The organism is Escherichia sp. 94.0001 (assembly GCF_013369155.2).
In the GTDB taxonomy this organism is placed as follows: Bacteria; Pseudomonadota; Gammaproteobacteria; order Enterobacterales; family Enterobacteriaceae; genus Escherichia; species Escherichia coli_F.
Map to the genome: position 1 here is coordinate 16988 of NZ_JABWMS020000007.1, position 13371 is coordinate 30358.

At 46.8% G+C, this 13371-nt stretch carries 14 protein-coding genes; 8 read left to right on the forward strand and 6 right to left on the reverse strand.

Annotated elements, in window-relative coordinates; all coding sequences use genetic code 11:
- Positions 1–39 precede the first annotated feature (39 nt).
- Positions 40–1227 carry a YjgN family protein gene (locus HEN33_RS05495; RefSeq protein ID WP_160530156.1) on the reverse strand — a complete coding sequence of 396 codons (1188 nt, stop codon included), beginning with the start codon at positions 1225–1227 and terminating at the stop codon, positions 40–42.
- 193 nt (positions 1228–1420) lie between these two features.
- Here HEN33_RS05495 and HEN33_RS05500 point away from each other — a divergent pair, with 193 nt between their 5' ends.
- Positions 1421–1924 (forward strand): GNAT family N-acetyltransferase, encoded by a 504-nt coding sequence (locus HEN33_RS05500; protein ID WP_088541504.1) that lies wholly within the window; start codon positions 1421–1423, stop codon positions 1922–1924.
- Positions 1925–2068: 144 nt separating this feature from the next.
- On the opposite strand, the gene rraB is transcribed toward HEN33_RS05500, so the two are convergent.
- Positions 2069–2485 carry a ribonuclease E inhibitor RraB gene (gene rraB / locus HEN33_RS05505; protein ID WP_000002953.1) on the reverse strand — a complete coding sequence of 139 codons (417 nt, stop codon included), beginning with the start codon at positions 2483–2485 and terminating at the stop codon, positions 2069–2071.
- A gap of 161 nt (positions 2486–2646) precedes the next feature.
- Between rraB and argF the strand changes: the two genes are divergently transcribed.
- A complete protein-coding gene (gene argF / locus HEN33_RS05510; protein ID WP_000012907.1) occupies positions 2647–3651 on the forward strand; it encodes an ornithine carbamoyltransferase in 1005 nt (334 codons plus the stop codon).
- Positions 3652–3708: 57 nt separating this feature from the next.
- Here argF and HEN33_RS05515 read toward each other — a convergent pair whose 3' ends face one another.
- From HEN33_RS05515 to HEN33_RS05525, 3 genes are all read right to left on the reverse strand, one after another.
- Positions 3709–5454 carry a hypothetical protein gene (locus HEN33_RS05515; RefSeq protein ID WP_183083420.1) on the reverse strand — a complete coding sequence of 582 codons (1746 nt, stop codon included), beginning with the start codon at positions 5452–5454 and terminating at the stop codon, positions 3709–3711.
- Positions 5455–5576: 122 nt separating this feature from the next.
- The gene (gene tabA, locus HEN33_RS05520; protein ID WP_001315168.1) at positions 5577–6029 is read right to left on the reverse strand and encodes a toxin-antitoxin biofilm protein TabA; all 453 of its coding nucleotides are present in this window, start codon (positions 6027–6029) and stop codon (positions 5577–5579) included.
- Positions 6030–6173: 144 nt separating this feature from the next.
- Positions 6174–6767, reverse strand: a complete 594-nt coding sequence (locus HEN33_RS05525; RefSeq protein WP_176262772.1) for a TetR/AcrR family transcriptional regulator — start codon at positions 6765–6767, stop codon at positions 6174–6176.
- Between the two features lie 70 nt (positions 6768–6837).
- Between HEN33_RS05525 and bdcA the strand changes: the two genes are divergently transcribed.
- The 6 genes from bdcA to ridA all read left to right on the forward strand — a co-directional run bounded on the left by bdcA (position 6838) and on the right by ridA (position 10364).
- Positions 6838–7551: an SDR family oxidoreductase gene (gene bdcA / locus HEN33_RS05530; protein WP_103253431.1), complete on the forward strand. Its 714-nt coding sequence runs from the start codon at positions 6838–6840 to the stop codon at positions 7549–7551.
- Between the two features lie 130 nt (positions 7552–7681).
- A complete protein-coding gene (locus tag HEN33_RS05535) occupies positions 7682–8077 on the forward strand; it encodes a RidA family protein (RefSeq protein WP_032185780.1) in 396 nt (131 codons plus the stop codon).
- 280 nt (positions 8078–8357) lie between these two features.
- The gene (gene pyrL / locus HEN33_RS05540) at positions 8358–8492 is read left to right on the forward strand and encodes a pyr operon leader peptide (RefSeq protein ID WP_001296693.1); all 135 of its coding nucleotides are present in this window, start codon (positions 8358–8360) and stop codon (positions 8490–8492) included.
- 3 nt (positions 8493–8495) lie between these two features.
- Positions 8496–9431, forward strand: a complete 936-nt coding sequence (gene pyrB / locus HEN33_RS05545) for an aspartate carbamoyltransferase (protein ID WP_000013046.1) — start codon at positions 8496–8498, stop codon at positions 9429–9431.
- A gap of 12 nt (positions 9432–9443) precedes the next feature.
- On the forward strand, positions 9444–9905 hold the full coding sequence (pyrI, locus tag HEN33_RS05550) for an aspartate carbamoyltransferase regulatory subunit (RefSeq protein ID WP_000148577.1): 462 nt from the start codon (positions 9444–9446) through the stop codon (positions 9903–9905).
- Positions 9906–9977: 72 nt separating this feature from the next.
- Positions 9978–10364 carry a 2-iminobutanoate/2-iminopropanoate deaminase gene (gene ridA, locus HEN33_RS05555; protein ID WP_000047539.1) on the forward strand — a complete coding sequence of 129 codons (387 nt, stop codon included), beginning with the start codon at positions 9978–9980 and terminating at the stop codon, positions 10362–10364.
- A 204-nt stretch (positions 10365–10568) separates the two neighbouring features.
- On the opposite strand, the gene mgtA is transcribed toward ridA, so the two are convergent.
- A complete protein-coding gene (mgtA, locus tag HEN33_RS05560; RefSeq protein ID WP_176262773.1) occupies positions 10569–13265 on the reverse strand; it encodes a magnesium-translocating P-type ATPase in 2697 nt (898 codons plus the stop codon).
- Positions 13266–13371: the final 106 nt, after the last annotated feature.

The following is a 13371-nucleotide window of genomic DNA, read 5'->3' on the forward strand; positions in this document are numbered from 1 at the left end:
GATGAAAACGAAGGCCGGAGCATGCTCCGGCCTTTTTATTTAGATAAACGGAACATACGGCATAATACCGCGAGATATCCACATTAACGGACCGCTATCCTGCGGTTTGTCGTCATTGGTTAACTCCAGCGAATCAAGGTCACCTTGAACATGGGTATTGTTGGCAATCCAGCTAACCATCCACATTTTCAGCCAGGGATAAGCCAGACCACAACTGATTGAGGAACCCATTAATACTGCAAACATGCGCAGAAGCATACCGAACGTGGTAACGGACGAATGAAAACGAATTGATCCATTTGCCAGCGTTAGATTATTCAGAAACAGATTGCGTAACGTAACATAGAGATAACTGGCAAACACAAGAATCGCAACAAAATACAGGAAGTAGGAAGCCATAATCTGCGGATAATATTGCAATACTAGCTCACCACCGGCCTCAGACTGCCCCAACATGCTCATCATCATTAACTGCTGGAATACTGGCGCAATCATAATACCAATCACAATGATGAAAGGAGCCATAGTTAATATGGCGAGTATGCATCCTTTAATGCATTCTTTTACATTGACCTGAATAGAAAATTTATGAATACCAAAATTTGCATTGTTAGCCAGCAATGGCATCCATTTACTATAGGTTATACCATGGACAACACCCAGCCCGATGGCAGAAAGCAAACTTAACGCGACTAAGTTAAAGAATAAGCCTCCAATCGATGTCGTCACTTGCGCAATAAGATACAGTGCGAACCAAAAAACTAACGCCAACAGAACAGGCAGCCCTAGCATAACCCACCATGCACGCAGCATTGAACAGTTAAAGCCAAAGCGAATGCCATTCAGTGAGGTCATGTTCGCCTGATACTGCAGACTCTTCACTGCCATACAAGGAATACCGCAGATCAAGAAAGCAAAGAGGAGAAAAGCAAGAGCAAAGTGTTGGCCTGCAAAACAAGAAATACTGAGAAAATAAACGACCATAATAAGTAACATGCTAACAAAAATGGCCCCCCCAGTTCCCTTATAACTAAACGGTTGCCCATTGAGTGTCACATGTTGATAAATATAACGACGGCATTTCACCAATGCCCACGGCCCATATATACCCAAGGTAATAATTGTCAGTAAAAAATTCACAAGACAAATAAGAAAATACTCACCACCTTTGCCTGTAAAAACAAATGCGTGACGAGAATTATCTTTCTCGACGTTTACATCATTCATGAATCATATCCCTAAAATAAATCCCATTCATATAGATAATAATTTCCAGTCCATTAATACTGCACCGCCTAGAATACGCTTTATCTCAAGGTTATATGCTTAATATATTCTGATTTATCTTCTTCTTGCACCACTTAAGCGAGGGTGGTATTAAAGTGAGCTATAAATCATACATTTGAAATTGAGCTATGCTATGAATGTTGTCACTTCTCCCGCGCTCCGTTTGCGCAAACTTACCGCCGCGGATAATCCTGCTATCGCCCGCGTCATTCGTCAGGTATCCGCCGAATACGGTCTTACCGCTGATAAAGGCTACACCGTCGCCGATCCGAATCTTGACGAGCTGTATCAAGTGTATAGTCAGCCTGGCCATGCATATTGGGTAGTTGAGTACGAGGGTGAAGTGGTCGGCGGCGGTGGGATAGCGCCATTAACCGGGAGTGAGTCGGACATTTGCGAACTGCAAAAGATGTATTTTCTTCCGGCTATCCGCGGCAAAGGGCTGGCAAAAAAACTGGCCTTAATGGCGATGGAGCAGGCGCGAGAGATGGGTTTCAAACGCTGCTATCTGGAAACGACAGCTTTTTTAAAGGAAGCCATTGCGCTTTATGAGCATTTGGGCTTTGAGCATATCGACTATGCGCTTGGCTGCACGGGCCATGTCGATTGTGAAGTGCGGATGTTGCGCGAACTCTAAAAAAATGCCCGCGTGTTCAACTCGCGGGCATTCGAACATTAACAACGTACGTTTTGTTTATGCCGGATGTGACATGAATGCCTTATCCGGGCAACAAATTCACCAGGTTGCAGGAACTACCTGGGCCTGATGCGCTACGCTTAATTAGTGGCGAACTCCGTCATCGTCTTCATCGACAAAATCTTCATCGTCGCCATCTTCGCCGTTAGGATCTTCAAAGTAAGTGCCCCAACCGTCGTACTCAACGTCAAATTTCTCTGCCAGCGTCATCAGTTGTTCAACCTGGGCATCGATCAGATCGGCATTCAACGCGCACTCGCTGAGGATGTCGCAGCAAATCACGATATCACCATCTTCAACTTCCAGCTCTTCCGGATCGGTGACTTCATATCCGAGTTTAAACGCTTCTACCGCTGCTTTCTCCAGCGTTTCAAGGTCGTCTGCGGAAAGATGGTGCTCAATGGTGTACAGCGCATCTGGATCGCTGCCATCTTCCAGTAATTCTTCAATAATCAGACGTGTCTCTTCACGCTGCTCTTCCAGTTGTTCCGGGTTTGCCATGGCTCATTCCTCTTAATGTCCTGCCGATACTCTTATTGTCACACACCACTGACATTGCCTCCACCTTTGTGATAAAGATTTATGCTTTAGACTTGCAAATGAATAACCATACATATAAATTGAATTTTAATTCATTTAGACGTTAGCCACAGGAGGGATCTATGTCCGGGTTTTATCATAAGCATTTCCTGAAATTACTCGATTTCACGCCAGCTGAACTTAACAGCCTGCTGCAGTTAGCCGCGAAGCTGAAAGCCGATAAGAAAAGCGGTAAAGAAGAAGCCAAACTCACTGGTAAAAACATCGCGCTCATCTTCGAAAAAGACTCGACCCGTACCCGATGCTCTTTCGAAGTTGCCGCATATGACCAGGGTGCTCGCGTTACTTATCTCGGTCCAAGCGGCAGCCAAATTGGTCATAAAGAGTCGATTAAAGACACTGCCCGCGTGCTTGGTCGCATGTATGACGGTATTCAGTATCGCGGCTATGGTCAGGAGATTGTCGAAACACTGGCGGAATACGCTGGCGTGCCGGTATGGAACGGCCTGACCAATGAGTTTCACCCCACGCAGCTGCTGGCGGATCTCCTCACCATGCAGGAGCATTTGCCCGGCAAAGCGTTCAACGAAATGACGCTGGTCTATGCAGGTGACGCACGTAACAACATGGGCAATTCGATGCTCGAAGCTGCAGCGCTTACCGGTCTGGATTTGCGTCTGGTCGCGCCACAGGCGTGCTGGCCAGAAGCTGCGCTGGTTACGGAATGCCGCGCCCTGGCACAACAAAATGGCGGGAATATTACGCTGACGGAAGATGTAGCTAAAGGAGTTGAAGGTGCTGACTTTATCTATACCGATGTATGGGTGTCGATGGGTGAAGCAAAAGAAAAATGGGCTGAACGCATTGCATTACTGCGTGATTATCAGGTGAACAGCAAGATGATGCAGTTGACCGGTAACCCGGAGGTCAAATTCCTCCACTGCCTGCCCGCGTTTCATGACGACCAAACGACGCTTGGCAAAAAAATGGCGGAAGAGTTTGGCCTACATGGCGGAATGGAAGTGACTGATGAGGTCTTCGAATCTGCCGCCAGCATTGTATTTGATCAGGCGGAAAACCGCATGCATACCATCAAAGCGGTGATGGTCGCGACGCTCAGTAAATAATTGACATCTCTATAAAGATGCCGGGAAATACAAAAAATATCCCGGCATCATATTATTTTATGCAGTGTGAGTTCTATTCTTCCACCCCCATTTTTCTATTACTGTTCGTAAATTTTCCGGAGGATTTAATTTTTCTAACTGTTTTTCATTAATATAATTATATATATTGATTTTCCCATCCCGGAGGACTTCCATCATTCTTGTTCTAATTTTTAATTCATTAACCATCTTTTCTTCAAAAATCTTAACGACATAACCCAGAAGTTTATTTACAATTTCTTTTGTTTTTTCTTCATCACCATAAACATATCCTAACTCATTAAGATACAGCTGTTCGCCCTCATAACACTTAAGTAATTGATAGAAGTACCACTTAGCAAAATCAGGTTGCTTCATGAAAAAATCCTTCAAAAAAATATCATTTACTAAAATGCTGACAGGCACTTCATTAAATAGTAACTTAACATCATCAAATAACCTTAGTATTAAGCGTGATTTTTCTTGATTGCTTAAGCTAAAATCATTGACATATGCAACCAACTTATCCCAAATCAATTCCTGTAATTTACGGCTATTTTTATAGGGTTCTTTATCGAGATTGAAAAATAAGGTCTCAGCTATTTTAGATTGATTGCAATCAAAATCAATATGACTCATCACGGAGCATGCATGCGTTATCTTTTCAGAATCACCAAAATATTGCATACTTTTATTAAAACACCAATCCAGTATTCTTACATCATTAATATATGGGAATTTTGAAAAAGTCTCCAGAATCGAATCGATGACCGGTGTAAGGTTAACCTTTGCATCATCTAAGGAATCAATAAGAATATGAGACAGATTAACTTTGATTTCATTAATTTCATTGTTACCTACTTTGTCATTATCAATTCCGTGATCATTTAATGCGTAGAGCTTATCTATTTCTTCAAGTATACCATTTTCGCCCAGTAAGTATGAAATCGATTCACTACATACATGAGGCATTAATAGCAGATGTTCGTTCCTTATTGCTAATAATGCATTATTCAATGGTTTCTCTAATAAATCCGCAATCGTAGAATCAACTGAACCTTTACAACTCACCTGCAAGTTATTTAAGTCCTGAGAGTTATTAAACTCCTGAGAATCATTTAACTCCTGTGGATTATTTAACTCCTGCGAATTATTTAAATCCTGTGAATTATTTAACTCCTGCGAATTATTTAACTTCTGACGATTATTTAACTTCTGATGATTATTTAATAGACGAGCTATTTCCTTGTTAGATTCACTTTGGTAACACGCCAGAATCTTGTTAGTAATCAGGTGTAATGAACTCTCATCTTTTCTTTCAAAGGACTTTCCTTCATAACGATTAGTCGAACCATCAGGTTGTTGAAATATAATAGCCGTATGTCCTTGACGAGTCCCCATAGTAGTGATGGTGGAAAGTGTAATTTCTATTTCCACCTTAGATAAATCCGCTCGTTCCCCTTCAGGATTATTCATAACAAACTTCATTATCTCACTGCCATCATTATTTTTGATATAAGATGAGGACTCAATATGAGCCATCATATTTCTTCCCGCTTCGTTGGAGCGTTTGCTAAAATCCACATAACCCAGGGTAAATATTTTTACCAAAAACTCCAAAAATGTCTTAGGATCAAGGATATTTCTTGTATTATCCTGCCCCTCGGCATTACGGGCAAAATTATTTATTCCAACACGCCAGGTATTTAAAACTTCACTTTTTTGTTTAAAATTGTCGGCTAATGTAATGTGTTGAGAATAATTCAAATCTGATATTTTGCTCATGACGAACTCCTTGAGTTAATAAGAACGTCTAAGCATTACAAATTTTACTCACAAAAAAATATCAAAAAACGCTCTTTTCACAAACTCGCCGTAAACCTGGAGTTATTTACGGCGAAAAGTCATCACGCCATCAGCATCTTCACTACTGCTTTGCGAACCTGGGCTGGCGCGCCCACTGCGCACAGCGGTTTATGCACTTCCCCCGGATAAAACACAACAAAATCACCTTCATTAAGGATAACTGTTTTCTCATCAACGCCTTCCGGCAAAAATGCGATGTCTTTGTCTGCTAACCAGTCGGTATCCGGGGTGCCTGCAGGTTGCGTGCTGAAGGTCATGCCTTCCTGACCTTTTAACACAATCTGAATGTCGAGATAGCGGGCATGGTACTCCGCACGGCGAGCTTCGTACGGCTCGGTCATATCTTCCGAGATAAGATAAAACAGACGATTGCCTTCGATATCGTGCTTGCCCTTGGGCGTTTCTGCCGTAACGTTTGCTTTGATATGCTCAATCGCCTGGCGTAACTCCTGGGGTAGCCACGGCTGAAGATTATGAATATTTCCGATGATCATCTTTTCCACTCCTTAATTAAAACAATGTTTCATTTCTATCGTTATACGAAAAGATGATCAATTCCGCTAGCCTTAACGTGTGAATTATTGTCTTATCACAACTTATCGGCAGACGCGTTCCCGCCTTTCGGGTCAAGGTCAGCATCACTCCTCGAGAATAGTTTTTATCGCTTCCCCCGCCAGTGCAGCTGTTGCACAGAGTTGTTCGATGGAGTGCCCCTCCCGTGCCTTCGCAGAAAGCCCTGACATCACGGTACTCATAAAATCAGTCACACATTGTGCGCTTTGTGGATGCCGCCTGGCGATATAGTCATAAATGGTTGTTTCTGCGGCGTGATAATATTGAACGGCAATACCACGCGCTTGTGGATCATGACTATGAATACCTTCAAGAACCATACAGCCAGCGCAGCCGCCGTTTTGGCTATATCTGCGCGCCGCTTCTTTTAATACCTCAACCAGGCACTCGCCTACGGGACGATCATCACGAAGAATATCGGCAAGCGGAATAGCTTCCGTACCGACATATTCATTGAGTACACGGCTAAATAACCCAGCCTTACTGCCAAAAGCCGCGTAGAGGCTCGGGGGGTTAATACCAAGATAATCAGTGATTTCAGCAACACTGACAGCATCGAAACTTTTTTGGTGAAAAAGCACTTTTGCCGCAGAGACTGCCTGCTCAGGAGCGAAACGTCTGGGACGACCAGGAACACGAGATTGTTTTTTAGTGACCATTACAAAACTTGTTGACAGAAAGTTAAAACAGTTTTGTAATGCATGTTACATAATAAATCAAGGAGTCCTTATGGGCGCTTTTACAGGTAAGACAGTTCTCATCCTCGGTGGCAGTCGTGGAATCGGTGCTGCTATCGTACGTCGTTTCGTCACCGATGGGGCCAATGTACGATTCACCTATGCGGGGTCGAAAGATGCCGCTGAACGCCTGGCACAAGAGACGGGAGCGACAGCAGTATTCACAGATAGTGCTGACAGAGACGCTGTCATTGATGTCGTTCGTAAGAGCGGCGCATTGGATATCCTGGTGGTAAATGCAGGTATTGGCGTCTTTGGCGATTCCCTGGAATTAAATGCCGACGATATTGATCGCCTTTTCAAAATCAATATTCATGCTCCTTACTATGCCTCTGTTGAAGCCGCCCGGCAGATGCCCGAAGGCGGGCGCATCTTAATCATCGGCTCCGTGAATGGCGATCGTATGCCTGTTGCAGGCATGGCTGCTTATGCCGCCAGTAAATCTGCCCTGCAAGGTATGGCGCGCGGGCTGGCCCGTGATTTTGGACCGCGTGGGATCACCATCAACGTCGTCCAGCCAGGGCCAATTGATACCGACGCGAATCCCGCCAACGGGACAATGCGCGATATGTTGCATGGTTTTATGGCTATCAAAAGACATGGGCAACCGGAAGAGGTCGCTGGTATGGTCGCATGGTTAGCAGGGCCAGAAGCCAGTTTTGTTACCGGTGCGATGCATACCATTGATGGCGCGTTTGGCGCATAACCGACTACGCTCAATTAAGCCCAGCCATTATCCATGATGTCTGGGTTTTGTTTACTCACGTCGTCCCCTAAAAGCGGCTCCCGGTAAATATAAATCTTCTGTTCATGTCGTAAATCTTGAGGATAACCAAATGGTCGAAAGAATCGCTGTTTTCCCTGCTGGCCGACATTCACTGTATGCTGAACATCGTTATTCTGCGGCTATCCGTTCCGGCGATTTGCTGTTTGTTTCCGGGCAAGTAGGAAGTCTCGAGGACGGAACACCAGAACCCGATTTTCAGCAACAAGTCAGACTGGCATTTGATAATTTGCATGCGACCCTGGCAGCTGCGGGATGCACTTTTGACGATATCATTGACGTGACGAGCTTTCATACCGATCCGGAAAAACAATTTGAAGACATCATGACAGTCAAAAATGAAATATTTAGCGCCCCACCTTACCCAAACTGGACGGCGGTGGGTGTTACCTGGCTGGCAGGCTTTGATTTTGAAATTAAAGTGATAGCGCGCATCCCTGAGCTGTAAGCAATAGTTTTAGCCGTTAGTTTTCACACTCCGCCCTATAAGTCGGATGAATGGAATAAAATGCATATCGGATTGGGTGAAATTGAAAAAGAAAAAAGCAGGAAATGTCTGCAATTATTGATACCGAACGACCGTTCCCTTCCAGAATCATAGCAAATAAAAATGCATATACTTTGACTTTTAATTCAAATAAACCGTTTGCGCTGACAAAATATTGCATCAAATGCTTGCGCCGCTTCTGGCTATGAGTATAATGCCGGACAATTTGCCGGGAGGATGTATGGTTCAGTGTGTTCGACATTTTGTCTTACCGCGTCTGAAAAAAGACGCTGGCCTGCCGTTTTTCTTCCCGTTGATCACCCATTCCCAGCCCCTCAATCGAGGGGCTTTTTTTTGCCCAGGCGTCAGGAGATAAAAGATGGCTAATCCGCTATATCAGAAACATATCATTTCCATAAACGACCTTAGTCGCGATGACCTTAATCTGGTGCTGGCGACAGCGGCGAAACTGAAAGCAAACCCGCAACCAGAGCTGTTGAAGCACAAAGTCATTGCCAGCTGTTTCTTCGAAGCCTCTACCCGTACCCGCCTCTCTTTCGAAACTTCCATGCACCGCCTGGGTGCCAGCGTGGTGGGCTTCTCCGACAGCGCCAATACATCACTGGGTAAAAAGGGCGAAACGCTGGCCGATACCATTTCGGTTATCAGCACTTACGTCGATGCGATAGTGATGCGTCATCCGCAGGAAGGTGCAGCGCGTCTGGCCACCGAGTTTTCCGGCAATGTACCGGTACTGAATGCCGGTGATGGCTCCAACCAACATCCGACACAAACCTTGCTGGACTTATTCACCATTCAGGAAACCCAGGGGCGTCTGGACAATCTCCACGTCGCAATGGTTGGTGACCTGAAATATGGCCGCACCGTTCACTCTCTGACCCAGGCGTTAGCGAAGTTCGACGGCAACCGTTTTTACTTCATCGCGCCGGACGCGCTGGCAATGCCGCAATACATCCTGGATATGCTCGATGAAAAAGGGATCGCCTGGAGTCTGCACAGCTCCATTGAAGAAGTGATGGCGGAAGTGGACATTCTGTATATGACTCGCGTGCAAAAAGAGCGTCTGGACCCGTCCGAATATGCCAACGTGAAAGCACAGTTTGTTCTTCGCGCCAGCGATCTCCACAACGCCAAAGCCAATATGAAAGTGCTGCATCCGCTGCCGCGTGTTGATGAGATTGCGACGGATGTTGATAAAACGCCTCACGCCTGGTACTTCCAGCAAGCAGGCAACGGGATTTTCGCTCGCCAGGCGTTACTGGCACTGGTTCTGAATCGCGATCTGGTACTGTAAGGGGAAATAGAGATGACACACGATAATAAATTGCAGGTTGAAGCTATTAAACGCGGCACGGTAATTGACCATATCCCCGCCCAGATCGGTTTTAAGCTGTTGAGTCTGTTCAAGCTTACCGAAACGGATCAGCGTATTACCATTGGTCTGAACCTGCCTTCTGGTGAGATGGGGCGTAAAGATCTGATCAAAATCGAAAATACCTTTTTGAGTGAAGATCAGGTAGACCAACTGGCATTGTATGCGCCGCAAGCCACGGTTAACCGTATCGACAACTATGAAGTGGTGGGCAAATCGCGCCCCAGCCTGCCGGAGCACATCGACAATGTGCTGGTCTGCCCGAACAGCAACTGTATCAGCCATGCCGAACCGGTTTCTTCCAGCTTTGCAGTACGAAAACGCGCCAATGACATCGCGCTCAAATGCAAATACTGTGAAAAAGAGTTTTCCCATAATGTGGTGCTGGCCAATTAATTGCGGTTGGTAATAAAAGTCTGGCTCCCTATAATGAGCCAGACTTTTTACCGCTGTAATAAAGGAGAAATCATGAGCAAAACTATCGCGACGGAAAATGCACCGGCAGCTATCGGTCCTTACGTACAGGGCGTTGATCTGGGCAATATGATCATTACCTCCGGTCAGATCCCAGTAAACCCGAAAACCGGCGAAGTACCGGCAGACGTCGCCGCACAGGCACGTCAGTCGCTGGATAACGTAAAAGCGATCGTCGAAGCCGCTGGCCTGAAAGTGGGCGATATCGTTAAAACCACCGTGTTTGTGAAAGATCTGAACGACTTCGCAACCGTAAACGCTACATACGAAGCCTTCTTCACCGAACACAACGCCACCTTCCCGGCGCGTTCTTGCGTTGAAGTTGCCCGTCTGCCGAAAGACGTGAAGATTGAGATCGAAGCGATCGCTGTTCGTCGCTAATCTTGATGGAAATCCGGGCTATCATGCCCGGATTAAGTCTGATGGCAAAAGCAAAATAGCCTGATGCGCTACGCTTATCAGGCCTACGTGATTCCTGCAATTTATTGAATTTGTAGGCCGGATTAGGCGTTTACGCCGCATCCGGCATGATCAAAGCTCACTTTGTCTGTAATCGAATCCGGGCCACCATGCCCAGTTTATTCTTTACTGCCAGCCGTAACGACGGCTATAGAACCCTTTCACCAGCTGGGTTAACGTCATATACCCTGCCAGAATCGCAACCAGCCACGGGAAATAGCTTAACGGCAGCGCCTGCAGTTGCAGATAACTGGCCAACGGCGAAAACGGCAATGCGATCCCGACTATCATCACAATCACGGTCATGATCATTAACGGCCACGATGCACAGCTCTGAATAAACGGTACACGACGGGTACGGATCATATGCACAATCAGCGTTTGCGACAGTAATCCCACCACAAACCAGCCCGACTGGAACAGCGTTTGCGTTTCCGGCGTGTTGGCATGGAATACCCACCACATCAGGCAAAACGTCAGAATATCGAAGATCGAACTGATCGGTCCGAAGAAGATCATAAAGCGCCCCAAATCCGCCGGATTCCAACGCTGAGGCTTTTGAATTTGCTCGTCGTCGACGTTATCAAACGGGATCGCCACCTGTGACACATCGTACAGCAGGTTCTGGATCAGTAAGTGTAAAGGCAGCATCGGCAGGAAGGGCAAGAAAGCACTCGCCACCAGCACGCTGAACACATTACCGAAGTTAGAACTCGCCGTCATTTTTATGTATTTCAGCATGTTGGCGAAAGTCCGGCGTCCTTCAATAACCCCCTCCTCCAGCACCATCAGGCTTTTTTCCAGCAGGATGATATCAGCCGCTTCACGGGCAATATCTACCGCACCATCCACAGAAATGCCGATATCCGCAGCGCGTAAGGCGGGCGCATCATTAATACCATCGCCCATAAAGCCAACCACATGCCCTTCGCGCTTCAGCAACGTTACGATGCGTTCTTTATGCATCGGCGTCAGGCGGGCAAACAGCGTGGTGCGCTGTGCAAGATTTGCCAGTTCGTCGTCAGATAGCGTTTCAATATCACTACCAATGACCACCTCTCCCGCGTCCAGTCCCACTTCATGGCACACTTTCGCCGCCACTAACTCGCTGTCGCCAGTAAGGATTTTCACGGTAATGCCACTCGCTTTTAATGCCTTCAGTGCCGGAGCGGTTGTCTCTTTCGGCGGATCAAGGAAAGCAATATATCCTTCGAGGATCAGGTCGGATTCATCCGCCCGCTGGTAATCCCCTTCACGTGCTGGCAGGTATTTCGTCGCCACCGCAACCACGCGCAGCCCCTGACGATTCAGCGTATCAGTAACGCGCTTAATCTTACGCAGTATGATGTCATCAAGCGGCACAATCTCACCATTGTGACGCACCTGCGAACACACATTGAGGATTTCCTGCAATGCGCCTTTGCAAACCAGTTGATGATGTTCGGTATTCTCTGCCACTACCACCGACATCCGGCGACGCTCGAAATCAAACGGAATCTCATCAATTTTTTGCCAACGACTGGCCAGCGAGCGCGCTGACTCTTCATCCGTACCTTCGAGCACCGCTGTATCAAGCAGGTTTTTAAGTCCGGTCTGATAATGACTGTTCAACCACGCGCTATGCAGCACGCGTTCGCTGGTTTTACCGGAGATATCGGTATGATTCTCCAGCACAATTTTATCCTGCGTCAGGGTGCCGGTTTTATCAGTGCACAGAATATCCATAGCGCCAAAGTTCTGAATGGCATCCAGATGTTTGACGATCACTTTCTGTTTCGACAGCTTTACGGCACCACGCGCCAGCGTCGAAGTGACAATCATCGGCAACATTTCTGGCGTTAAGCCTACCGCGACCGAAAGTGCGAACAGTGCCGCTTCCCACCAGTCACCTTTGGTGTAACCGTTGATCAGCAACACCACCGGAGCCATCACCAGCATAAAGCGAATCAGCAGCATACTGACGCGGCTAATCCCTTGCTGAAAGGCATTCGGCTCGCTTTCCTGCTCACTAACACGCCCCGCCAGTTGACCAAACCAGGTGTTGGCTCCTGTAGCAATCACCATTGCTTGTGCCGTGCCGCTCACTACGGTGGTGCCCATAAAACACAGGGTGTCGCACTCCAGCGGATTGCTGTGCTCCGGCTGGCGAGTGGTTGCGGCTTTTTCCACGGGCAGAGACTCACCGGTTAACGACGCCTGAGCGACAAACAGATCCCGCGCCTGCAAGATACGTAAATCTGCCGGGATCATATCCCCCGCCGCCAGTTTTATAATATCGCCGGGCACTAGTTGGTCTATCGGAATTTCCAGCCAGCCATTTTCACCTTTATCGTTAATTACGCGCAGTACCGTCGCGGTATTACTGACCATCGCTTTCAGGGCATCTGCCGCTTTGGTGGAACGAGCTTCCTGAATAAAGTTCAGCAACGTAGAAATAGCGACCATTAGCGCGATAACACCTGCGGCAAATAAATCTTCCGTGGCGTAAGAAATAGCACCGAGAATGGTGAGCAAAATATTAAAGGGGTTGCGATAGCAGCCCCATAAATGCACCCACCACGGCGACGGTTGTTGCGCGGGTAATTTATTTTCACCATGTTGTTCGCGGGCAGATTCCACTTCCGCCTGATTTAACCCTTCCGGATGGGTATTGAACGTTTTCCATAATTCCTGTTCTGGCATCACCGCCATTTTCAGGCAATGCGCACTTAAGGACGGCGGGACCGCCGTATTCACTGTCTGCTGCGCGCCAGGCAATGGATCGCGATGAACCAGACGGGAAGGTAAATGGCGAATGAGCCGGGTAAAAATTTCTTTAAACATAAGGAGTCCCTCCGCACTGTCTGAAACAGTGCAGAAATGTCTTCAGGCGTGGCGAAGCCTTACCTGAAGGTAATAAAGCTGAGCTGGGACGTTAAAACGTCACGGC